This window comes from Dechloromonas denitrificans (assembly GCF_020510665.1).
In the GTDB taxonomy this organism is placed as follows: Bacteria; Pseudomonadota; Gammaproteobacteria; order Burkholderiales; family Rhodocyclaceae; genus Azonexus; species Azonexus denitrificans_B.
The window spans coordinates 844397-868039 of sequence record NZ_CP075187.1 but is presented as its reverse complement, the minus strand read 5'-3'; the positions used below and the strand labels follow the sequence as shown (position 1 = coordinate 868039).

Annotated in this window: 23 protein-coding genes; 13 read left to right on the top strand and 10 right to left on the bottom strand. The window is 60.1% G+C overall.

Translation table 11 applies throughout. The annotated features are described in order from the left end of the window. Positions 1-98 precede the first annotated feature (98 nt). From KI614_RS04030 to KI614_RS04010, 5 genes are all read right to left on the bottom strand, one after another. Entirely contained in the window at positions 99-1013 is a 915-nt protein-coding gene (locus KI614_RS04030) for a patatin-like phospholipase family protein (RefSeq protein WP_226408064.1), read from the bottom strand. A 9-nt stretch (positions 1014-1022) separates the two neighbouring features. Next, entirely contained in the window at positions 1023-1601 is a 579-nt protein-coding gene (locus KI614_RS04025; protein ID WP_226408062.1) for an OmpA family protein, read from the bottom strand. 269 nt (positions 1602-1870) lie between these two features. Continuing rightward, a complete protein-coding gene (gene mnmA, locus KI614_RS04020) occupies positions 1871-2968 on the bottom strand; it encodes a tRNA 2-thiouridine(34) synthase MnmA (RefSeq protein ID WP_226408060.1) in 1098 nt (365 codons plus the stop codon). Further along, positions 2961-3512 carry a hypothetical protein gene (locus KI614_RS04015; RefSeq protein ID WP_226408058.1) on the bottom strand — a complete coding sequence of 184 codons (552 nt, stop codon included), beginning with the start codon at positions 3510-3512 and terminating at the stop codon, positions 2961-2963. Before KI614_RS04015 ends, mnmA begins: the two co-directional genes overlap by 8 nt. Next, on the bottom strand, positions 3512-3958 hold the full coding sequence (locus KI614_RS04010; RefSeq protein WP_226408056.1) for an NUDIX hydrolase: 447 nt from the start codon (positions 3956-3958) through the stop codon (positions 3512-3514). The genes KI614_RS04015 and KI614_RS04010 overlap by 1 nt, the downstream gene beginning before the upstream one ends. 90 nt (positions 3959-4048) lie before the next feature. Between KI614_RS04010 and KI614_RS04005 the strand changes: the two genes are divergently transcribed. The 8 genes from KI614_RS04005 to KI614_RS03970 all read left to right on the top strand — a co-directional run bounded on the left by KI614_RS04005 (position 4049) and on the right by KI614_RS03970 (position 10747). Next, a complete protein-coding gene (locus KI614_RS04005; protein WP_203468801.1) occupies positions 4049-4969 on the top strand; it encodes a branched-chain amino acid transaminase in 921 nt (306 codons plus the stop codon). Between the two features lie 15 nt (positions 4970-4984). After that, on the top strand, positions 4985-5173 hold the full coding sequence (locus tag KI614_RS04000; RefSeq protein ID WP_226408054.1) for a zinc-finger domain-containing protein: 189 nt from the start codon (positions 4985-4987) through the stop codon (positions 5171-5173). 33 nt (positions 5174-5206) lie between these two features. Next, positions 5207-6232, top strand: a complete 1026-nt coding sequence (waaF, locus tag KI614_RS03995) for a lipopolysaccharide heptosyltransferase II (RefSeq protein ID WP_226408052.1) — start codon at positions 5207-5209, stop codon at positions 6230-6232. Beyond that, the gene (locus tag KI614_RS03990; protein ID WP_226408050.1) at positions 6229-6660 is read left to right on the top strand and encodes a YybH family protein; all 432 of its coding nucleotides are present in this window, start codon (positions 6229-6231) and stop codon (positions 6658-6660) included. Before waaF ends, KI614_RS03990 begins: the two co-directional genes overlap by 4 nt. Next, positions 6657-7661 carry a YheT family hydrolase gene (locus KI614_RS03985; protein WP_226408047.1) on the top strand — a complete coding sequence of 335 codons (1005 nt, stop codon included), beginning with the start codon at positions 6657-6659 and terminating at the stop codon, positions 7659-7661. Before KI614_RS03990 ends, KI614_RS03985 begins: the two co-directional genes overlap by 4 nt. Then, positions 7658-9034: a phosphomannomutase/phosphoglucomutase gene (locus KI614_RS03980; RefSeq protein WP_226408046.1), complete on the top strand. Its 1377-nt coding sequence runs from the start codon at positions 7658-7660 to the stop codon at positions 9032-9034. The genes KI614_RS03985 and KI614_RS03980 overlap by 4 nt, the downstream gene beginning before the upstream one ends. Positions 9035-9043: 9 nt before the next feature. Continuing rightward, positions 9044-10297 (top strand): EAL and HDOD domain-containing protein, encoded by a 1254-nt coding sequence (locus KI614_RS03975; protein ID WP_226408045.1) that lies wholly within the window; start codon positions 9044-9046, stop codon positions 10295-10297. 117 nt (positions 10298-10414) lie between these two features. After that, the gene (locus KI614_RS03970) at positions 10415-10747 is read left to right on the top strand and encodes a hypothetical protein (protein ID WP_226408044.1); all 333 of its coding nucleotides are present in this window, start codon (positions 10415-10417) and stop codon (positions 10745-10747) included. Between the two features lie 102 nt (positions 10748-10849). On the opposite strand, the gene alaS is transcribed toward KI614_RS03970, so the two are convergent. From alaS to KI614_RS03950, 4 genes are all read right to left on the bottom strand, one after another. After that, positions 10850-13471, bottom strand: a complete 2622-nt coding sequence (gene alaS, locus KI614_RS03965) for an alanine--tRNA ligase (RefSeq protein ID WP_226408043.1) — start codon at positions 13469-13471, stop codon at positions 10850-10852. A 95-nt stretch (positions 13472-13566) separates the two neighbouring features. Continuing rightward, positions 13567-13923: a hypothetical protein gene (locus KI614_RS03960; RefSeq protein ID WP_226408042.1), complete on the bottom strand. Its 357-nt coding sequence runs from the start codon at positions 13921-13923 to the stop codon at positions 13567-13569. 66 nt (positions 13924-13989) lie between these two features. Then, complete coding sequence (gene ugpQ, locus KI614_RS03955; protein ID WP_226408041.1) at positions 13990-14733, bottom strand: glycerophosphodiester phosphodiesterase; 744 nt, start codon at positions 14731-14733, stop codon at positions 13990-13992. Then, a complete protein-coding gene (locus KI614_RS03950) occupies positions 14733-16034 on the bottom strand; it encodes an extracellular solute-binding protein (RefSeq protein ID WP_226408040.1) in 1302 nt (433 codons plus the stop codon). Before KI614_RS03950 ends, ugpQ begins: the two co-directional genes overlap by 1 nt. 92 nt (positions 16035-16126) lie before the next feature. Here KI614_RS03950 and KI614_RS03945 point away from each other — a divergent pair, with 92 nt between their 5' ends. From KI614_RS03945 to KI614_RS03925, 5 genes are all read left to right on the top strand, one after another. Next, positions 16127-16519, top strand: a complete 393-nt coding sequence (locus KI614_RS03945; RefSeq protein ID WP_226408039.1) for a hypothetical protein — start codon at positions 16127-16129, stop codon at positions 16517-16519. A 38-nt stretch (positions 16520-16557) separates the two neighbouring features. Continuing rightward, positions 16558-19095 carry a sensor histidine kinase gene (locus tag KI614_RS03940; RefSeq protein WP_226408038.1) on the top strand — a complete coding sequence of 846 codons (2538 nt, stop codon included), beginning with the start codon at positions 16558-16560 and terminating at the stop codon, positions 19093-19095. Further along, positions 19088-19450, top strand: coding sequence for a response regulator (locus tag KI614_RS03935; RefSeq protein WP_203468788.1), 363 nt, complete (start codon positions 19088-19090; stop codon positions 19448-19450). Before KI614_RS03940 ends, KI614_RS03935 begins: the two co-directional genes overlap by 8 nt. Positions 19451-19718: 268 nt before the next feature. Further along, positions 19719-21161, top strand: a complete 1443-nt coding sequence (locus KI614_RS03930; protein WP_226409227.1) for a DEAD/DEAH box helicase — start codon at positions 19719-19721, stop codon at positions 21159-21161. Positions 21162-21248: 87 nt separating this feature from the next. Next, on the top strand, positions 21249-22721 hold the full coding sequence (locus tag KI614_RS03925; RefSeq protein WP_226408037.1) for an IS1182 family transposase: 1473 nt from the start codon (positions 21249-21251) through the stop codon (positions 22719-22721). 116 nt (positions 22722-22837) lie between these two features. On the opposite strand, the gene KI614_RS03920 is transcribed toward KI614_RS03925, so the two are convergent. Next, complete coding sequence (locus KI614_RS03920) at positions 22838-23620, bottom strand: PP2C family protein-serine/threonine phosphatase (protein ID WP_226408036.1); 783 nt, start codon at positions 23618-23620, stop codon at positions 22838-22840. Positions 23621-23643: the final 23 nt, after the last annotated feature.

The window sequence follows — 23643 nt, the reverse complement described above, 5'->3', positions numbered from 1 at the left end:
AATCGGGGGTTCGTCAGCAGTCTGAGGCGCCAACGGCGCCTTTTTCAATCCTGCTGCGGTCAACCGGGGAATCACCGCAGAAATCAACGTAAAAACAATCAGCCGCGCCGACGCACAGGCATGGCCATTTTTTCCCGGATCACGGGCAAGAGACGAGCCCCGGCCTGCTGCCCCATCGCAATCAGGGTCCTGCGGGCCGAGAAATCGGTGCTTGAAATACGGCTGACTTCAGGGCGAATGACGATATCCGCATCGGCGGCTTCACGCTTGCGCAATGCCTGTCCCATGATCTCGAATGAGCGCAGCAACAAGTTGTACAAGCCATGTCCATCGTCTCCAGCCGGGTCGAATCCACCGACATCGACCGCCACCACCAGATCGCTCCCCAGCTTGCGGGCCGTCGACACCGGCAAGGGGCTGACCAGACCGCCATCCAGATACTCCTGACCATCCAGGCTGGCCGGAATGAACACACCGGGAATCGAGCACGAGGCACGCACCGCAAAACCGGTATCACCCTTGTTGAAAACCGCCAGCTCGCCACCAGGATATTGCGTGGCAACGGCCGCAAATGGCGTTTTAAGCGATTCGAGGGCACGGTTCTGAAGTAACTGATTGACGAAAGCGTGCAGGCTTTTGCCCGTCACCATGCCTCGTTGCTGCGTCGGGCCATTGACCAAATCGACAATTTCGCTGTCCTTGACCCGCATCGCCAGCTCTTCCATCTGAACGCCGGAAAAACCGGCCGCCCAGAATGCACCGATCAAACTGCCGGCGCTGCAGCCGACAATCAGGTCCGGCCGGATACCGCCTGCCTCAAGCGCCTTGATCACGCCGATGTGGGCAAACCCGCGCGCCGAACCGCCACCCAGCACCACCGCCAAGCGACGCTTTTCAGGCAATGCGCCACTTTGCGCCAAGACATCGAGCGGCGAAGCCAACATGCCTCCGGCCAGCGAAGCGCCCAGCAAACGGCGGCGTAATGGCGAGAAGTCTTCCTGACGATTTTCCATGGCTCAGGATCAGCCTTTGCTCTGCGGCTGTTCAAGCAAACGCTTGAGGCGGTCGAAAGCCTGCTCGAAGGCATTGTCAGGTTCGCCGCGCACCAGATTCTCAAGCTTTTCGCCGAGCAGAATGATTTCAACCCGACGATTGAGCTTGCGCCCGGTTTCCGTATCGTTGGGCGCCAGCGGTTTGCTCAAGCCCACACCGACCGATTTCATGCGGCCCTGCGGCACGCCACGCGTCAGCAGAGCATCGCGCACCGCATCGGCCCGGCGCTGCGACAACGCCTGGTTGAATGCTGCCGCACCGACATTGTCGGTATGCCCCTCAAGCAACAGATCGGCGCTCGATTTTTCCCGTAGAAGCTGAGCCACCCGATCGAGATAAGGCGCGGCCTCGGTCAGATCAAGCGATGCCTTGCCGAACTCGAAGAGCACGGTGTCGGGCAACCAGACCATGACGCCGCGTTCGGTCTGGGCAACGGCCAGCGTCACCTTGGCCGGCGGCAACGGTGCCGTGGCACAACCGCCAATCAACAACAGGCCGAGCACTGCAGCCGAGATTGAAATTTGGCGACGCAAAATAGAGATCGACATGATGATTCCTTCGGAGATGGCAAAGGCTGCTTGTTTGGATCAGAACCCAACAGGGAAGAGTCAGCCGGAATGGGAGCGGATTATGTTCACCCCCCAACAAATAGGCAAACCGGCCAGCCCGCCACATTGCGCACGACAAAAAGTCGTAACCCAATGAAATAAAATGAAAAACAGAGCGCCATGCAGCCCGGCTCGCGGGCAGGAAACTACAACTCTTTACAGAATTTGAGGCGTACGACAGAAATATCGACAGTACGCCTCAAATTCAATCAGCGAATGATCCCGCCGCCGAGACAGACCCGGCTTTCATAGAGCACCACCGACTGCCCCGGGGTCAGCGCCCACTGCGCTTCGGCAAAGCGGATTTCACAGCTTTCGCCATCGACGCGGTCGACCTCGCAAGGCTGGTCGGAAGTCCGGTAACGCGGCTTGGCGGTGTACACCCAATGCGTGTGCGGTGCCTGCCCGGACACCCAGGAAAGCTGCTCGGCAACCAGGCTTTCCTTGAGCAAGGCCGGATGATCGTGGCCCTGAACGACGTAGAGCACGTTCTTTTCCATATCCTTGCCAGCGACAAACCAGGCATCGTGATCGCCGCCGCCCGGCTGCCCTTTCTCTTTCAGGCCACCGATATGCAAACCCTTGCGCTGGCCGAGGGTGTGGTACATCAGGCCATCGTGCTGGCCAAGCACCTTGCCGTCATCGAGACGGCGGATTTCGCCCTGCTTGGGCGGCAGGTAGCGGCTGAGAAAATCCTTGAACGGACGTTCGCCGATGAAACAGATGCCGGTCGAATCCTTCTTCGCAGCCACGTGCAGATTCTCCGCTTCGGCAATCTTGCGTACGTCACGCTTGTAAAGATCGGCCAGCGGGAACAGTGTCTTCGACAACTGCCCCTGATTCAGCCGATAGAGAAAATAACTCTGGTCCTTGGTGCCATCCTCGGCCTTGAGCAACTGAAACTCGCCATTGAATTCGCGCACCCCGGCGTAATGCCCGGTGGCAATCTTGTCGGCACCCAGCTTCATGGCGTGATCGAGGAAGGCCTTGAACTTGATTTCGGAATTGCACAGGATGTCCGGATTCGGCGTCCGCCCGGCCTGGTATTCGCGCAGGAATTCGGCAAAAACGCGCTCGCGGTACTCAGCGGCGAAATTGACCACCTCGACATCGATGCCGATCCGGTCGGCAACGCTCATCACGTCGATCAAATCCTGACGCGACGAACAGTATTCCTCGGTGTCGTCGTCTTCCCAGTTCTTCATGAACAGGCCGATCACCTTCCAGCCTTGCTGTTTCAGCAACAAGGCCGCCACGGAGGAATCGACACCGCCGGACAAGCCGACCACTACAGTTTTTTCAGACATCGGGCCCAGCCCCCTTCTTCCATTCATCCAGCGGCAGGATCACCGCGGGTTGTCCATTATCAACAAACCAGCTATCGACCACAAAGTGGCGGCCATCACCCTCACCCGGCATTTCAATCACGGCCGAGTAATGCGCCGGAAAAACGAACGCCCAGCGACGCATCTCGATAGCTGCAACATGGTGCCAGCGCAAATCACCACGCGCTTCAAGCAGTTGCAGCAAGCGGGTGGTCGACGTCGAATGATCGATGCAATCCATCTTGCCCGACACGCCGGCATCGGCATAGTTGCCACCGCGATCATTGCGGAGATCTGATTGCTCGCCGGCCCAGGCGTACAGTTGTCCGATGACGCCAGCGAGCAATTCGCGCTCGTTTTCAGCGTCGACCGCAGCACGCAAGGTGCGATCAATTTCACTCAACTGCGCATCGCCGTAGCGAATTTCAGCCTGCACCAGACAACCGTAACCGTAGCAAAGTTGCACCTTTTCCTCGGCCAGCAGCGAGCCGCAGCAAAACAGCAGCGCAAGCAGCCAGGACTTCATCAGGCGTAATGCACCAGCAGATCGAGCGGATACGATTTTCCGGCGAGCTGATCCTCGACGCAGCGCAGGATCAGCGGGCTGCGATGCCGCGCCTGCGTTGCCTTGATTTCATCAAGCGTCAGCCAGCGCGCAGCAACAATCCCGTCATCGAGCTTGCGCTCGGCCTCGAAGCCGCGCAATTCACCGCCAAACGCAAAACGCAGGTAGGTCACATCCTTGGTCGGATGTTTCCAGTTGTAGATCCCGACCAGATGTGTCGGCTTGAAGTGGTAGGCCGTTTCTTCGAGCGTTTCGCGAACCACGGCATCAATCAGTGCCTCACCCTCTTCAAGGTGTCCGGCCGGCTGGTTGAAGGCCAGCCCGGCTTCGGTTTCCTCCTCGACCAGCAGGAACTTGCCGTCGCGCTGAATGACAGCAGCAACGGTGACATTGGGTTTCCAGATCATGGCAACGACTCTATCGGCAAAGGCGTTATTTTACCCACTGATTTCGGCTAGAATTATGGGCTTTTACGAGCGCATTACGGAGAATCAAGCATGTCGATGGCGGATCGCGACGGATTTATCTGGCAAGACGGCAAACTGGTGCCCTGGCGTGAAGCCACCACCCACGTCCTCACCCACTCCCTGCATTACGGCATGGGCGTTTTTGAAGGCGTACGTGCGTACAAGACGGAAAAAGGCACCGCCATTTTCCGCCTCGAAGACCATACCGACCGCCTGTTCAACTCGGCACACATTTTCCAGATGCAGATGCCCTTCACGCGCGACGAAGTCAATGAAGCGCACAAGGAAGTCATCCGCGCCAACAACCTCGAATCCGGCTACATCCGCCCGATCGCCTTCTACGGCTCCGAAAAGCTCGGCGTTTCGCCGAAGGGTGCCAAGGTACACATCGCCATCGCCGCCTGGCCGTGGGGTGCTTACCTCGGCGAAGAAGGCATGGAACGCGGCATTCGCGTCAAGACCTCCAGCTTCACCCGCCACCATGTGAATATTTCCATGGTTCGCGCCAAGGCTTGCGGCCACTACATCAACTCGATCCTGGCCAATAACGAAGCGACCAACGACGGTTACGACGAAGCCATGCTGCTCGACCCGGAAGGCTATGTCGCCGAAGGTGCTGGCGAGAACCTGTTCATCGTCAAGAAGGGCAAGCTGTACACGCCGGACCTGACCTCGTGCCTGGAAGGCATCACGCGCGCCACCGTGCTGCAACTGGCCGCTGAAATGGGCCTCGAAGTCTGCGAAAAGCGCATCACCCGCGACGAAGTCTATACCGCCGACGAAGCCTTCTTCACCGGCACCGCCGCTGAAGTCACGCCGATTCGCGAACTCGATGGCCGTCAGATCGGCATCGGCAAGCGCGGCCCGCTGACCACCCGCATCCAGGCCAAGTATTTCGACGTGGTGTACGGCCGTTCCGCCGAACACGACGGCTGGCTGGCTTACGTATAAATCAGGGAGTTTTCGATGTCCGACAAGACCACCGTTGAAGTCACCGCACACGACCTGCCGCTGCACTGCCCGCAACCGGGCGCAGCACTGGCCGGCCTGCATCCGCGCGTCTTTCTCGACGTACTGAAAAGCGGCGAAGTAACCTGCCCGTATTGCAGCACCCAGTACGTTTTCAAGGGCGAAGCGCCCAAGGGCCATCACTAAACGGGCGGCGGGCCAAAAGCCCGCCTTCACCGCATGAAGAAGGCACTGATCGTCGCCCCCTCGTGGATCGGCGACACCATCATGGCGCAGCCGCTTTTTGCGCGGCTGCACGCCAAACATCCCGGCCTGCAACTCGACGCCCTCGCGCCGCGCTGGGTCGCCCCCGTATTGCAGCGCATGGCGGAAATCACCGACATCGTGGACAGCCCCTTCGGGCACGGTCAGCTCTCGCTCAAGGCGCGCTGGCGGCTTGGCCGCGAGTTGGCGGCACGCGATTACGACGCGGTCTACGTGCTACCCAATTCACTGAAATCGGCGCTGGTGCCGTTCATGGCCGGCATTCCGCTACGCGTCGGCTTCATCGGCGAATCGCGCTACGGCCTGATCAATCGGCGCCACACGCTCGACAAGGCCGCTTTGCCGCTGATGGTCGAACGCTTTGCCCAACTGGCTGAAATACCAGGCGCCAGCCTGCCTCGCCCGATTTCGTACCCAACGCTACGGTCGACCGCAGCAGAGCAGCAAAATACGCTGACCCAGCTTGGACTTGAGCGCCCGTCTCGTATCGTCGCCTTCTGCCCCGGCGCCGAGTACGGCCCGGCCAAACGCTGGCCAGCAGCCCACTTCGCCGAACTGGCCAGGAAGCTGGCCGAACAGGGTTGCGCCATCTGGCTGTTCGGTTCGCCGAAGGATCACGCCGTCGCTGAGGAAATTGCGCAACTCGCTCCCGGCCTGTGCCGCAATTTATGTGGCGCAACCTCGCTTGGTCAGGCGGTCGACCTGCTGGCCATGGCTGATCTGGTCGTCTGCAACGACTCCGGCCTGATGCATGTTGCCGCCGCACTCGACCGGCCGCTGGTCACGCTCTACGGCTCGTCCTCACCCGGTTTCACACCACCACTCTCGAATCAGGCCGACGTTCTCAGCCTCAAGCTGGAATGCAGCCCGTGTTTCAAGCGCGAATGCCCGCTCGGCCACCTCGACTGCCTGAATCAACTCTCCCCCGGCACGGTCTTTGCCGCCTGCCTGACCAGAATTGCCCCGAGAACGACCCGATGAGCAAACCCGTCGCTTATGCCTCACCCGAAGATGTCGAGCAGGCTTTCTACGAAGCACTGACCAAGGGCGATGCCGACCTGATGATGTTGCTCTGGGCCGAGGACGAAGAAACCATCTGCATTCATCCGACCGGCGTCCGCTTGCAAGGCGTGGTGCCGATCCGCGAAAGCTGGCGCAGCATTTTCGGCAATGCCAAGCTGCGCGTCGAAGCCGAACAACTAACTCACTGGCAGGGCTCGGTGATGGCCATTCATCATCTGACCGAAGTGCTTTATGTCGGCGACGACCCAAGCCCGCACGGCCCGCTCTATGTCACCCACGTCTACACGCTGGGTGCCCATGGCTGGCGCATGGTCAGCCGCCACGCCTCGGCGGCCGACGACGGCCATCAAGCCATGGCTGAGTCGATTCCGCACACGCTGCATTGAAGACTGCGCTCAAGCCCGGGGTCAAGCCCGCCTTCAAAGCCTATCGCGCTCCCGGCTGGCTGCCCGGCGGACACGCCCAGACAATCTGGCCCTTGCTCATCAAGCCCCGCCCGATCAAGCTACGGCGCGAACGCTGGACAACGCCGGATGACGATTTCATCGACGTCGACTTTCTCGACGGCCCGGCCGACAGCCCGCTGCTTGTTCTCTTCCATGGACTCGAAGGCAGCGCCCGCAGCCACTATGCGATTTCCACAGCACACGCCTGCCAGCAAGCCGGCTGGCGCTTCGTCATGCCGCATTTCCGGGGGTGTTCGGGCGAACTGAACCGCCGGCCACGCGCCTACCATTCCGGTGATTCGGCAGAGATCGACTGGATATTGCATCGCCTGCACGACATCAATCAGCAACAGCCAATCCACGCAGCAGGCGTTTCGCTCGGCGGCAACGCCTTGCTCAAGTGGGCCGGCGAACAAGGCCCGGCAGCCAGCGCACTGGTCACCGGCGTCGTCTCGATTTGCGCCCCGCTTGATCTCGCCGCCTGCGGCCATCACCTGGCACGCGGTTTCAACCGGATCTACACCCGGCATTTCCTGAAAACGCTCAAGGCAATTTCGCACGCCCGCCTGCGCCAGTTTCCCGGACTGTTCGATGCAACAAAAATGCAGCAGGCCAGCAACCTGTACCAGTTCGACGATGCGGTCACCGCGCCGGTTCATGGGTTTGCCGGCGCCGACGATTACTGGCTGCGCGCGTCGGCCAAACCCTGGCTGAAATCGATCGCTGTGCCGACGCTCGCGGTCAACGCCCGAAATGACCCGTTTTTGCCGGCTCGATTCCTGCCCGATGCCGCCGAGGTGAGCCGTTTCGTCCATCTTGAGCATCCAGCCGGCGGCGGCCATGTCGGTTTTGTCAGCGGCCCCTTTCCGGGAAATCTGGACTGGTTGGCCCAAAGACTCTTACACTTCTTCCTTTTCGAACGTCATACGACCTCATCATGAGCCAACTTCCTGCTGAAATCTTCAAGGCCTACGATATTCGCGGCATCGTCAATAAATCCCTGACCGCCGACGTTGTGCGCCGGATTGGCCACGCACTCGGCTCACTCGCCGCCGAGCAAGGCCAGAAAGCCATTGCCGTCGGTCGCGACGGTCGCCTGTCCGGCCCGGAACTGGCCGGCGCCCTGATGGACGGCATCTGTGCCGCCGGCATCGATGCGATCGACGTCGGCTGCGTGCCGACCCCGGTCACCTACTTTGCCGCCTACGAGCTCGGCGTGCACTCCTGCGTTTCGGTCACCGGCAGCCACAACCCGCCGGATTACAACGGCCTGAAGATGGTGATCGGCGGCACGACGCTGGCCCTCGATGCCATCCAGGACCTCAAGAAGCGCATTGAAGCCGGCAATCTGAAACACGGCCAGGGCAAGCGCAGCAGCGCCGATGTGCTCGGCGCCTACGTCGAAAAAATCGTCGGTGACGTCAAACTGGCCCGCCCGATGAAAATCGTCATGGATTGCGGCAACGGCGTGGCCGGCGCCATCGCCCCCGAACTGTTCAAGCGCCTGGGCTGCGATATCGTGCCGTTGTACTGCGAAGTCGATGGCAACTTCCCGAATCACCACCCGGACCCGTCCAAGCCGGAAAACCTGTCCGATGTCGTCAAAGCCCTGCAGGAAACCGATGCCGAAATCGGCATCGCCTTCGATGGCGACGGCGATCGCCTCGGCGTGGTGACCAAGGATGGCGAGATCATCTTCCCGGATCGCCAGTTGATGCTCTTCGCCGCCGACGTGCTTTCCCGCGTACCGGGCGGCCAGATCATTTACGACGTCAAATGCACTCGCCTGCTCGCACCATGGATTCGCCAGCACGGCGGCGTTCCGCTGATGTGGAATACCGGCCACGCGCTGGTCAAGGCCAAGCTCAAGGAAACCGGCGCTCCGCTGGCCGGCGAAATGTCCGGCCACACCTTCTTCAAGGAGCGTTGGTACGGCTTCGACGACGGCTTGTACACCGGCGCCCGGCTGCTCGAAATCCTGTCTCGCGCGGCCGACGCCAATCCGGTACTAAAAAATCTGCCGAATGCGCCGTCTACACCTGAGTTGAACATCAAGATGGCTGAAGGCGAACCGTTTGTCCTGATCGACAAGCTGAAAGCCGAAGGCAAATTCGAAGGCGCCGAAGAGATCATCACCATCGACGGCGTTCGTGTCGAATACCAGGATGGATTTGGTCTGGCCCGCCCATCGAATACCACGCCGGTCGTAGTGCTGCGTTTCGAAGCCGACAACGATGTCGCGCTGGAGCGCATCCAGGCCGGTTTCCGTAATGCCCTGAAGGCCGTCTGGCCGGGGATTGAACTGCCGTTTTAAGGAGTTTTCGTGAGCGACACCGCTGCTGATCAGTTATTTCTCGGCCGGCAACCCATTCTCGACCGCGAGCAGCGGCTCGTCGCTTACGAACTGCTTTTCCGCAACGGTACGCGCAACAGCGCCGAAGTAACGGATGGCGTCCAGGCCACCGCCACGGTGATCGCCAACGCCTTCAGCGAACTCGGCGTCGAAGCGGCGCTGGGTAATTGCCGCGGCTTCATCAATGTCGATGAAGCCTTCCTGTTCAGCGACATGCTTGAACTGTTGCCGCGCCACGCCGTCGTACTCGAAATTCTCGAAACCGTGCCGCCCAGCGCCGCCGTCGTCGAACGCTGTGCCGCACTCAAGGCGGCCGGCTTCACGCTGGCCCTGGATGACGTGATCCAGCTCGAACCTGAATTTGCCGACCTGCTGGCCCTGGTCGAAATCGTCAAGGTCGACATCCAGCCGCTGTCCCGCGTCCAGTTGATGCAACTGGTCATGAAGCTGAAGCCGCTCGGCAAACAACTGCTGGCCGAAAAAGTCGATTCGCGCGAACAGATGGAGCAATGCCTCAAACTTGGCTTCACGCTGTTCCAAGGCTATTACTTTGCCAAACCGACGATCATCGCCGGCAAGAAACTGGATCATTCCCAGTTGTCGCTGATGAAGCTGATGGGCCTGCTGCTCAGCGATGCCGATAGCAGCGAACTTGAAACAGCCCTGAAGCCGGAACCGGGTCTCACGGTCAACCTGCTGCGCATGACCAATTCCGTCGGTGCTGGCAGTACCGAGAAAATCACTTCGCTGCGCCACGCCATCACCGTACTCGGCCGCCGCCAGTTACAACGCTGGCTGCAACTGCTGGTTTTTGCCTCTGGCAGCCAGAGCGGAAGCGTCAATCCATTGCTGCTCATGGCCGCAACACGCGGCCGCCTGATGGAACTGCTGGCCGCCGAATTGAGTCCAGGCGATGCGGCGCTGGCCGACCAGGCATTCATGGCTGGCATCATGTCGCTGATGCCGGCACTGGTTGGCCTGCCGATCAATGAAATCGTTACTCCACTCGGCCTTTCCGGCACGGTACGCGATGCCTTGTGCGATGGCAGCGGCCCGCTCGGTCAAATGCTGAGACTGGCAGAAAACAGCGAAAGTGGCGAACTGGCGCAACTCGCCGAGAGCCTTTCGCGACTGCCCGGCCTTGGCCCCAAAGCCCTCAACCGCGCCCAGACGCAAGCCTTGCAATGGGCCAACAGCATCGGCCAGGAAACACCATCGAATTGAGCGCAAGCCATGGGTGATACAGATAGTCACCAAACGCTACACGACAGTGCTGGCTCAAGGTTGAATCCCCCTGCAAAATAGGGGTCTTGACACTAATCAGCTGCGCCAAAATCTGCCATGAGCCACGAAGAGTCCCCCGCCTTTTCCCAACAGCACATCTACCTCCAGCAAGCGCCCAAAAGCCTGGCCGGCAAGCTGATTTCGCTGATCCTCGGCATCGCCTTCCTGACGCTGGCCTTCATGTTCTCACTCGTTGCCCTGGCGGTTGTCGCCGTTGGCGGAGTCGCCCTGTGGGGCTGGCTGTGGTGGAAAACCCGCGCCATTCGCAAGCAGATGCGCGAACAACCCGCACAAGACAGCCCCACCGGTTTCGAGACCGGCCGGGTCATCGACGGTGAAGTCATCCGTGAAACGACAGGCACCCCCCCGGCCGGCTACCTGCCTCGCTAAGCCCCAGCCTCGCCCGATATTAAAAAAATGCCACCGATCCGGTGGCATTTTTGTTTCCCGCCGAACGAGCCGGGAGCGGCCCATCCGGTGACTAAAAAAGAATTACAGCTTGCCGTCGACCCAGGCCGCGACAGAGGCCAGCGCAGCCGGCAGATTTTCCGGCTGCGTACCGCCCGCCTGCGCCATGTCAGGACGACCGCCGCCCTTGCCGCCGACCTGCTGGGCAACCAGATTGACCAGTTCACCGGCCTTGACCTTGCCGGTCAGATCAGCCGTCACGCCGGCAATCAGCGTAACCTTGCCATCGGCGACCGAAGCCAGCACGATGGCCGCCGACTTGAGCTTGTCCTTCAGCTTATCCATCGTTTCGCGCAGCGAATTGAGATCGGCACCTTCCAGGGTTACCGCCAGCACTTTGGCACCCTTGATGTCGACCGCCTGATTGAGCAGATCATCGCCTTGGGAAGAGGCCAGCTTGGATTTGAGACGGGCCAGTTCCTTTTCGAGATTACGGACATTGTCGAGAATACCGACGACACGCTCGGCAACCTCTTCCGGCTGCGTCTTGAGCAGGGCGGAAACACCCAGCACCTGACGTTCCTGCTGCTGGACGTAGCGCAGCGCGTTATGGCCGGTTACCGCTTCGACGCGACGCACACCGGCGGCGACGCCGGATTCGGCCAGAATCTTGAACAGGCCGATGTCGCCGGTCCGGCTGACGTGCGTCCCGCCGCACAGCTCTTTCGACGAACCGATACCGACAACGCGCACTTCATCACCGTATTTTTCGCCGAACAGCATCATGGCACCCGACTTCTGGGCATCCTCGATGCCCATCACGCGGGAATCGGTTGCGGCATTGGCCAGGATTTCGTGATTGACGATTTCCTCGACCTCGCGGATTTCCTCAGCACTCATCGCGGCAGTGTGGGCAAAGTCGAAACGAGTCTTGTCCGGATCGACTTGCGAACCCTTTTGCTGGACATGCTGACCCAGCACTTCGCGCAACGCCTTGTGCATCAGGTGCGTCACCGAGTGATTGCGTGCCGTGGCGGCTCGCGACGGTGCATCGACCCGTGCCGTGACGGACTGACCGACGACCAGCGAACCGGTCTTGACGACGCCGTGGTGACCAAAAACGGTGGCCTGAATCTTCAGCGTATCCTCAATGGCAAAAATGCCGGCTGCGGCCTTGAACTCGCCGCGATCGCCGACCTGGCCGCCGGACTCGGCGTAGAAAGGCGTGTTGTCGAGTACGGCCACACCCAAATCGCCCTCGTGCAGCTCGTTGACCGCGACACCGTCCTTGTACAGCGCCAGGATCTTGCCCTGCGCTTCAAGACCATCGTAACCGTGGAAAGTGCTGGCCGGACCATCGTATTCGAGATTGGCCGCCATCTTGAACTTGCCGGCGGCACGCGCCTGTTCCTTCTGACGCGCCATGGCGGCATCGAAGGCCGCTGCGTCGACGGTGATTTCCTGCTCACGGCAGATGTCCTGCGTCAAATCGAGCGGGAAGCCGTAGGTATCGTGCAGCTTGAAGGCGGTATCGCCGTTGAAAACCTTGTTGCCGGCAGCCTTGAGGGCAGCCAGTTCACTTTCGACAATCGCCATGCCATGTTCGATAGTGGCGAAGAAACGCTCTTCTTCCTGCTTCAACGTGGCAGTCACTCGCGCCTGATTCTGAACCAGTTCGGAATAGGCGCCGCCCATTTCGGCGACCAGATCCGGCACCATTTTGTGGAAGAAGGCCGCACGGGCGCCCAGCTTGTAGCCGTGACGGATGGCGCGGCGGATGATTCGGCGCAGCACGTAGCCGCGGCCTTCGTTACCCGGAATGACGCCATCGGCCAGCAGGAAGGAACAGGCGCGAATATGGTCGGCCAATACCTTGAGCGACGGGCTGTTGATGTCAGCATCGCTGGTTTCGCGCGCAGCAGCCTTGATCAGGCTCTGGAACAGGTCAATTTCGTAGTTGGCGTGCACGCCCTGCAACACGGCCGAGATACGCTCCAGCCCCATGCCGGTGTCCACCGAGGGCTTGGGCAGCGGATGCATCACGCCGGCTTCGTCGCGGTTGAACTGCATGAAGACGTTGTTCCAGATTTCAATGAAACGGTCGCCGTCTTCTTCAGGCGATCCCGGGGGGCCGCCCCAGTGCTTTTCGCCGTGATCGTAGAAGATTTCGGTGCACGGGCCGCAGGGACCGGTGTCGCCCATCATCCAGAAGTTGTCGGAGGCATAACGGGCGCCCTTGTTGTCACCGATGCGAATGACGCGCTCGGCCGGCACGCCGACTTCCTTGGTCCAGATATCGTAGGCTTCGTCATCCTCGGCATAGACGGTGATGGTCAGCTTGTCCTTGGGCAACTTGTAGACTTCGGTCAGCAACTCCCAGGCGTAGGTAATTGCGTCGCGCTTGAAGTAATCGCCAAACGAGAAATTGCCAAGCATTTCGAAAAAAGTATGGTGACGCGCGGTGTAGCCGACATTTTCGAGGTCGTTATGCTTGCCGCCGGCGCGCACGCATTTTTGCGAGGTCGTTGCGCGGCTGTAGGGACGCTTGTCGAAACCGAGGAAAACGTCCTTGAACTGATTCATCCCGGCGTTGGTAAACAACAGGGTTGGGTCCTCGTGTGGCACGAGCGAACTGGAGGCCACGATCTGATGCCCCTTGGAGGCGAAGAAGTCGAGGAACTGCTGGCGGATTTCGGCGCTTTTCATAAGCTGTCGGCCCTAAATGGCATTGAATTCGAAACCGTCGATTTTAAAAGAAAAACCCGCCGGGGGGCGGGTTCTTCGTGCATGCCTGCGGCAAATCAGCGGGAACGATACGGCCGGTCCTTGCGCCCATCATGGTTATAGTCATGCTGCCGGTCGTGCTTCTCGGCGGCAATGTGACGATTCTGCACATTCTGGGTATGCTCAAGATGCCGACGCTCCTGACGCGTCACGACACCATCCGACTTGGCGCGCGCCTCCATGTTTTCGACCCGTTGCTGACCACGCTCAAGACGAGCCGTCTCGCGGGGCGTCAGGCTGCCGGAAGCGGCACCTTGCTGAATACGGGCTTCCTGACGCGCCTCACGCTGGTCGACGCGAGGCGTAGCGGTTTGTGCCCAGGCGGCGACAGGCAGCAAGGCGCAGAGAACAGCAATACTCTTGAAATTTTTCATGACTGGCTCCTCCAGAAGATCGGGCGTTTTCCCTGAGTTGCATTAGAAAACAAACGCCGGAGAAAATCAGCCGCCTGATTGCAAGCTTTTGTAAGCAGTTGTTTCGGGTGAAAACCAATCAAGCCGATCGGTAAACAAGGCACTGACGCCTCGCCGGAAAAGCATTTCTGCCGTTTCCGGCACGTTGACCGTGTAACACAGCACCGGGATGCCCAGCTGTCGACAACCGACCAGGGTTTCATCGGTCAATTGCGCGGCATCGCAGTGCAGCGAAAATGCCTGCAAACGCCGGATATCTTCAAGCCACCCGGCAGGCACGGATTCATAGAGCACACCACGCCTGATCTGCGGTGCAACATCGCGGGCCACGGCCAGCGCATCCAGCGAAAAGGAAGAAAGCAAAGGCGGAACATCGGCCCCATGCCAGTACTCCGCCGTCAGCGCAGCGACAAGCTCCGCCGTCCGGATTTCATGGCCGGATGCCGGCTTGATTTCAACGTTGGCCAGCAAACCGTATTGTCGGCACAGGGCGGCGGCCTCCGAAAACCGGGGGATGCGCTCCCCGTCGCCGGCATTCAGTGAAAAAAGCTGCGCGTCAGTGCTTTCACACACCTGGCCGACACCGTTGGTCGTCCGTTCAAGGGTTTCATCGTGAATCAGGATGGGCGTGCCATCCCGACTCAACATGACATCAAACTCCACGGCCCGAAACCCCAGGCTGGCCGCAAGATGAATCCCGGCCAGCGTATTTTCCGGCGCCAGCGAGCCGCCACCGCGATGGGCAAACCAGCGCGGCAGCGAATCATGCATCAGAAGGGCTGGGCCTTCTTCAGGCCCGGCTTGGCGCCGAGCACCGCATTACCACGGCTCACGGCGGTATCGAGTGCCGCCTTGGCCGGCTTCTTGTCAGACCAGACTGCTTCCAACTCTTCGTTGGTGATAATACGGACCGGATCGATATTGGCCACACGAACACTCGGCTGGGCGCCCTTGCCGTTCAGGGAACCATACGCCACCTGCAGCGACTGGTCGTCATCCTTGAGCAGCTTGCTGCGAGCGGCAGCCCGAGAAGCAGCCGTCAGCGGCAGTTGACCGTAGGAACGGACCAAGTCGACCTGCATTTCAGGCGACAGCAGATAGGCAACAAACTTGGCTGCCTGCTTGTACTGTGCCGGCGTATAACCAGCCCCGGCCCAGAGCGACGCACCGTCTGCCAGTGTGTGCTGGCGGCCGCCGTACACATCATCGTGGAAAGGCATCGGGGCAACCCCCAGCTCGACACCCTTGGCATCGCGGAAATCGGTCACTTCGCGGGAGTCGGTGGTGATCATCGCGCACTCGCCATCCTGGAACTTGGCGCTGGCTTCATCGCGCCGGCCGAAAGTCCGGAAATAACCGGCCTTGGCCCAGGTCGCCATCATTGCAACGTGCTTGACCTGAGGCAGGCCGTTGAAAGTGAGCAGGCCCTTTTCGTTCATCGCCGGCACACCGGAAACCGAGCTGACATTATCGATATGCACCCAGACCGGCCATGAGGTCGTGTAAGGACAGGCGTAACCGGCATCCTGCAGCTTGTCGAGCATGCCCTGCATTTCAAACCAGGTCTTCGGCGGCTGCTCGGGGTCGAGCTTGGCCTTGCGCATGGCATTCTTGTTGAAGAACAGGACCGGCGTCGAATAGGCCAGCGGCAAGGCCACCAGACGCCCCTTGGCATCGACCACTCCAGCCTTCAGATCACCGGAAAGTTCACCAACATTCAGCGGCTGCCCGGCTTTCGCCATCATGTCGTAGAGCGGCACGAAATTCTTGGGATAGGCCAGCACCTCGGCCAGATCGTAGCGACGAATGAGATTCAGGCTGGCCGGCTTTTGCCCATGCTCATGACGAATCAACTTCAGTGCAGACCCTGTCTCCTTGTTGAAACGATCGACCACGACCTGCAAGCGCTCCTCACCCGCCGGACCAAGGTTATGGGCCAGAGCCAGTTCGGAAGGCGCAGCGGGGGCAGCGGCAGCAGGCTTGGCTGCCTGTTTTGCCGGCTTGGCCGCCTGTGCCGAAAATGCCATTACGACGCAGGCTGCGGCGACCAGGGGACGAAGAGGACGCGACATGAAAACTCCAGTAAGCATAAAGGGATAATTATAACGTCGGCACCACGGTCGGCGGTTGGCCAAATCCGCTGACAATGTGCGAGAATCTGCCCATGATCAAGCGCATTTTTCTCGCCACCACGCTACTTCTGGCTCTTGCCGGCTGCGATCAGGTCAATCAGAAACTGGGATTGGAAGATCCGGCCAAAAAAGAAGCCGAAGGCAAGGCTGTCGGCAGCGCCTGCCGGCATTCCGGCCGAGCCATCGAGGATTGCTATTCAATCTACAGTTGGCTGCCCAAAGCCAGTGTGTACGGTGGCTGGCGCGAGATGGACGAATATATGCGCGAGAACAAGATAGAAACCATCGCGCCGCAACTGCCGCCGGCAGATCCGCCCGGCGCAGCCAAAAAGAAGAAAAAAGCGCCGGCCAGCGAAGAGGCGGATTCGCCCGAGACGGCCAAGGAACCAGAAAAGAGCGCCGAGAAAGGCGCCAGCAAACACTAGGGCGCGGCAGCGTTGCGGTAGCCCGTGGAGGAGTGATTGTGAAGCTACCCGCCTTTTTGATTGGCATTCGCGGCAAACTGATCGCGATTTTCGTCCTGATCAAGGTTGTACCCCTGATTTTGCTTGCCTGGTTCGCCTGGCATGCCGCCCAGCAATTGGGCGCCGACGTCTCGATCAAAGCCGGCAGCATGGCCGACGCGATGCTGTCGAGCATCAAGGCCGTTGGCCAGACGGTCACCGACGACTCGATTCGCGCACTGGACCTGCGTTCGCGCGAGGCAATCGAAGCCCTGACGACCGATGCGGCCAAGGAAATTGCCGATTTCCTCTACGACCGTGACCGTGACATCCAGATCGCCGCCGGCATGGAACCGTCAGAAGGGGCCTTCCGCCGCTTCCTGGCCGATCGCAACCGCCCCCTCTTCCAGCACGCCAAATGGATACTTGCCGCAGATGGCAAATCATGGGTGCCGGAAAAACCGGTCGTCTGCGAAGCCAAGGTGACACGGCCCATCCTGCCGGACAATGCCAAGGATTTTCACACCCGCGCACCGGAATACTTTGGCGAGCAGGAAAACCGGCCGATTTTTGTTGAAATGACCTTCGTCGATCTCAACGGCCAGGAAAAAATCAAGGTAACGCGCGGCAATCTGACTGAAAAACAGCTGAAAAACGTTGTCGACCGCAAGAACACCTTCGTCAAGGCAGAAAACTACTTTGCCGAACTGAAAAAACTCAAGCCGGGTGAAATCTACGTCTCGGATGTCATCGGCGCCTACGTCCCGACCCAGGCCATCGGCCCTTACCTTCCTGCAGCACTGGAAAAAGCCGGCAAGCCGTTCACGCCGGAGGAATCGGCCTACGCCGGCACTGAAAACCCGGCTGGCAAGCGTTTCCGGGGCATTGTCCGCTGGGCCATGCCGGTCGTCAGAAACGGGCAGATCAGCGGCTACGTCACGCTGGCTCTCGATCACGATCACATTCGCCAGTTCTCAGACCGCCTGATGCCGACCGAAGAGCGCTACACGCCGATCGCCGATGCCATCAAGGGCAATTACGCCTTTATTTGGGACTACAAGAGTCGCTCGATTTCGCATCCGCGGGATTACATGATTGTCGGCTACGACGCCGAGACCGGTCGTCCGGCAACGCCCTGGATGGATCAGCAACTCTACGAAGAATGGCAAGCCAGTGGCAAACCCTCCGATGAGTTTCTGGCCGACGTACCGCCTTTCCGCGACCAGAACCTGAAGCGCAAACCGGCCAAGGAACTGGTCAAGGCGGGAACCGTCGGACTGGATTGTCGCTACCTCAACTTCTCACCGCAATGTGATGGCTGGAATGCCGTCACGGAACACGGCGGTTCGGGCTCTTTCGTCATTTTCTTCTCAGGCCTGTGGAAACTGACTACAGCCGCTGCGATCCCCTACTACACCGGCCAGTATGGCAAGACACCGCAAGGATTCGGCTTTGTCACGATTGGTGCGAATGTCGACGACTTCCACAAGGCGGCGACCGAAACCGCTGGCAAGATCAATGCGCTGGTCGCCGAAAAGGATGCCAGCTTCAAAAGCCAGCAAGGCGAGATGCTCGACGGCATCAAGTCCAGCCTGACCTCGACCGCAATCGGCCTGTGGGGGTCGACCCTGCTGATGACCATCCTCGTCATTGCCATTGCCATCTGGATGGCCAACCTGCTGACACGACGCATCACCGGCATGATCACCGGCATCCACGCCTTCCAGAGCGGCGATCTCAAGCATCGCCTGGAGGCACGCTCAGCCGATGAAATGGGCGAACTGGCACGTTCATTCAACAACATGGCCGACTCGGTCGAAGAATCCTTCCTGCGCCTGGAAGAAGCGAAGGAAAAGGCCGAAGAGGCCAGCCGCCTCAAATCCGCGTTCCTGGCCACGGTATCGCACGAACTGCGCACCCCGCTGAATGGCATCCTGGGTTTTGCCGAGCTGCTCAAATCGGAACTCGACGACCCTGATCAGCAGGAGTACGCCAACATCATTCACCAGAGCGGAGAACACCTTCTGACGCTGGTCGGCGACATCCTCGACCTGGCCAAGATCGAATCCGGCGAAATGACCTTCAACTGGACCAATACCTCGCTGGCAACGTTCGTCAGCGACTGCGTCGCGGTGCACCACAACCCGGCTGCCGCCAAGGGGCTGAAACTGGGGATGCAACTGGCCGACAACCTGCCGGAATCGCTGCGCACCGACCCAACCCGCCTGCGTCAGTTGCTCAACAACCTGTTGAACAACGCCATCAAATTCACCGAACACGGCAGCATCACACTTTCCGTCAACCGTGACGAGCACGAAATCACCTTCGCCATCACCGACACCGGCCCCGGCATTCCGCCGGAAAGTCGCGAAGTCATTTTCGCAAAATTCAAGCAACTCGAAACCTTTTTGACCCGGGAACACGGCGGCACCGGATTGGGCCTGGCCATCGTCAAGCAACTCGTCGAGCACATGGGTGGACGGGTTACACTCGACTCAACCGTCGGCACCGGTTCAACCTTTACCCTGCACTTTCCCCTGGAGCCAATCCATGGCTGATCGCAACGCACTGGTCGTCGATGACCACCCGACCAACCGACTGCTCGCCACCACCCTGCTCAAGAAACTGGGCTGGAGTCCGCTAGAGGCAGACAATGGCGAAACCGCACTGATACTTGCCGGACAAAACAATTTCAGCCTGGTTCTGCTCGACATCAGCATGCCGGGCATTTCCGGCGAAGAAACCTGCACGCGCCTGCGTGCCATGCAGGGTGACCGCCCACTGCACATCATTGCCTACACGGCTCATGCTTTTCCGGAAGAACGAGAGCGTTTCCTGGCCTATGGCTTCGACAACATCCTGGTCAAACCAATTAATCGACAGCGGCTGGAAGAACTGATCGCCGACCTGTGATCGCGATTCCCCCCGCCGGAGGGTCGCGGTCAACGCTATCCCTGGCGCCAAAATGCCGGCAAGCAATTGCCTGGATAGCTGAATTGGCGGGCAATTGAGCGGCAACCCCGACTGAGGCCCCCAGACAGCCGGGAGACGCCCCCAAAATGCACACTGGACACATCCGGGTACTCGGCCCCGGCTAGGCGTATAATACGGCCCCATGTCTGAAATCAATACGTTAGCTGGCGACCTTGCCAGCACCCCGGCTGCCGAAGCCGCCCCCGAAATCACCTTCGCCGATCTTGGCCTCGCGCCCGAACTGCTGCGCGCCGTACTCGACGAAGGCTATACCAAACCTACGCCAATCCAGGCCCAGGCCATCCCGCTGGTCATCCGCGGCCAGGACATCATGGGCGGCGCCCAGACCGGCACCGGCAAGACGGCCGCCTTCACGCTGCCCATCCTGCAGCGCATCCTGCCCTTCGCGTCAAGCAGCCCATCGCCAGCCAAGCACCCGGTACGCGCCCTGATCCTCGCGCCAACCCGCGAACTGGCGCTGCAAGTCTTCGAGTCGGTCAAGGCCTACAGCAAGCACACCCACCTGCGCTCGATGTGCGCCTTCGGCGGTGTCGATATCAAGCCGCAGATCGCCGAACTGAAAAAAGGCGTCGAAATCCTGGTCGCCACCCCCGGTCGACTGCTCGACCACGTTGAAAACAAAAGTGTCAGCTTCAGTTCGGTTCAGGCGCTGGTGCTCGACGAAGCCGACCGTATGCTCGACATGGGTTTTGTGCCCGATGTAACGCGCATTCTCAACATGCTGCCGCAGCAGCGCCAGAGCCTGCTGTTCTCGGCCACCTTCTCGGAAGAAATCAAGAAACTGGCCGACAGCATGCTGCGCTCGCCGGTACTGATCGAAGTGGCCCGCCGCAACCAGGTTTCCGACACCATCACGCACCGCGTGCACCCGGTTTCGGAATACGGCAAGCGCGGCCTGCTGACCAAGCTGCTGAAATCCGGTGAAATCCGCCAGTGCATCGTGTTCATGCGCACCAAGCAGGGCTGCTCACGACTGACCCGCGAACTGCAACGCGCCGGCATCCAGGCCGATGCGATTCACGGCGACAAGAGCCAGCTCGACCGGATCAAGGCACTCGACGCCTTCAAGGCCGGCCAGACGCACGCCCTGATCGCGACCGACGTCGCGGCGCGCGGCCTCGATGTCGATGACCTGCCCTATGTGATCAACTACGAACTGCCGCACACGCCGGAAGACTACGTACACCGCATCGGCCGGACCGGCCGTGCCGGCAAGAGCGGCAATGCCATCTCGCTGGTCAGCGCCCACGAAGTCGGTTACCTGGTCGATATCGAGAAGCTGATCAAGCGCCCGATCGAACAGGTTGAAGTCGTTGGCTTTGAACCAGAAGCAGAATACGAATACCCGCCGGGCAACAAGAAAAAACGCCCGTCGGCTGCACCGAGCAAGGCCCCGCTGGCCCACAAGCCGGAGCGTAGCGAACGTTACGAGCGAGCCGAACGCAGCGAACGCCGCCCGGCCCGCCGCAACCCGATGATTGCATCCGACGGTTTCGACTTCAGCAAGCCGTACGAGGAAATCTCGCCCCGCGGCGAAGTACCAGACTCGGCGCAGGCCCCGGCCAAACCCGACCCGCATAAGCCGCGTCGAGTCGTTGCCGCCCTACTCGGCGGCCTCGGACGCAAGTAAGACGAAAAAATGGCACCGCAAGGTGCCATTTCAGACCGCTGACAAAGCCTCCAAGCGATTGGGGGCTTTATTTTTTATAATGCAGGCATGCTCAAACCTGCCTACCCTGCCCAAACGGAACTGGAGATGGTGACGTTGGAGCAATTGGTCCCGAAAGACCACTGGCTCCGGCTGCTCGACCAGCACATCCGGTTTGATTTCATTCGTGAAGCGACCCAGCACCTGTATTGCGAGAACAATGGCCGACCAGCGATTGATCCGGTGGTGTTGTTCAAGATGTTGTTCATTGGCTACTTGTTCGGGATTCGCTCCGAGCGACGGCTGGTGAAGGAAATAGAGGTCAATGTGGCTTACCGCTGGTTTCTCGGCTTTCGACTGACGGACAAAGTGCCGGATGCCTCGACGCTGTCGCAGAATCGCCGTCGCCGCTTTGTCGGGACGGACATTGAGCAACGCATCTTTGACGGGATTGTCGAGCAAGCCATTGAGCACAAGCTGATTGGCGGGCGGGTGCTGTACACCGACAGTACCCACCTGAAGGCGAACGCGAACAAGCGGCACTTTGAAGTGCATCAGGTCGAGCAAACCCCTGCGGCCTACCTGGCCGAACTGGATGCAGCCATCGAAACGGACCGAGCCGCCGCGGGCAAGAAGTCGCTCAAGCGTGATGACGATGATTCGACACCGCCGATGAAGGAGGTCAAGGTCAGCACGGTCGATCCCGACGCAGGTTTCATGGCCCGCGACAACAAGCCGACCGGCTTCTTCTATCTGGATCACCGGACTGTCGATGGCGTGCATGCTTTGATCGTCGATACCCATGTCACGCCGGGCAATGTCCATGACAGCCAGCCCTACCTTGCCCGCCTGGATCGGGTCATGGAGCGCTTTGATCTGGCCGTGGGCGCCGTCGGGCTGGATGCCGGGTATTTCACCCCGCAAGTCTGCAAGGGCCTCCTCGAGCGGGCACTGTTCGGGGTGATGGGCTACAAGCGACCCACACACCGCGATGGCTATTTCTACAAACGGGACTATCTCTACGATGCGGTCCAGGACTGCTACCGCTGCCCGGCCGGGGAGGTTCTACCGTACCGGACGACCAACCGGCTGGGTTATCGCGAATACGCCTCGAACCCGGCGCGGTGTGCCGATTGCGGCGTGCGCGGGCAATGCACGCAGAGCCGGAACCATCAGAAGCTCGTGACCCGACATCTCTGGGAAGGTTTCAAGGAAGCGATCAACGCCAATCGCCTGAGCGACCTGGGCAAACGGCTGTACGCCCGGCGCAAGGAAACGGTGGAGCGCAGTTTTGCCGATGCCAAGGAGTTGCACGGCCACCGTTACGCCCGTTTCCGTGGCTTGGCCAAGGTGCAAGCGCAGTGCCTGCTCTCGGCGGCCTGTCAGAACATGAAGAAGATGGCCCTGTTGCTGGCCCGCAAGGCGGCAGCCTTATTGGCCAAAATCCTCGCACGAACCCGTTTTGCCGCCCCATTCGCCCGCCATCTTTGGCAGATCGGGGTTCCTAACCTGAATTTCAGAATCCGCCTCGCTTCGGCTTGAAGCCAGGAGTCTCCCTGATTTCCAACCAGAAAAACAAACCCCCCGAAAAATCGGGGGTTCGTCAGCAGTCTGAAATGGCACCGCAAGGTGCCATTTTCACAACTGCCGGCCGAAAACTATTTCATGAATGACGAAGGCGATGGACGCGGCGCAGGTACGTCGACAATCTTGATCACCGCCAGCGAAACGTTATCACCCGCACCACGCGCCCGTCGCCGGGCTTCGTCGATCATGATTTCACAGGCTTTGCGGGCAGAATTGCCAGCGACCAGCAGACCCATCTCGACCTCGCCGAAATAAGCCCACAGGCCATCCGAACAAAGCACGAAAGAGTCGCCGGCGACGACCTCGATGCTGTTGGAAAAATCGATGCGCGGCTCGTCGACACCGCCGAGCGAGGTCATCAAGACATTGCGATTGGGGTGGGTCAGCGCCTCTTCCGGTGAAATCCGGCCGATATTGACCAAATGTTCGACGTAGGAGTGGTCGACCGTACGACTGACCAGATCCTTGCCATGGAAACGGTACAAGCGACTATCGCCGCAATGCCCCCAGGTCAGCCGACCCGGCTGGAGCAGCAGCATCACGGCCGTACTGTGTGGCTCTTTTTCATTGATGAAGCGCGAGGCGCGAATCATCGTATGCGCTTCAAGCATTGCCGCCTCAAGCATTTTTTCCGGCGCCTCTTCGGCTGGAGAAAAATGTTCCAGACTACTTTTGGCGGTGTGCAGCACCTGCTCAGCCGCCAGCGAGCCACCGGCATAACCGCCCATGCCATCGGCCACAAGGGCGAGCACGACCCCTCGTTTGCGCGGGTGGGAAAGAATGGCGACGCGGTCCTGCTGTTCCTTGCGGTCGGCCTGATGCTGGGCGGCGCAGGCGTCAATGGCTATCGGCACATCACCTCCAGGGCAGTCGACAC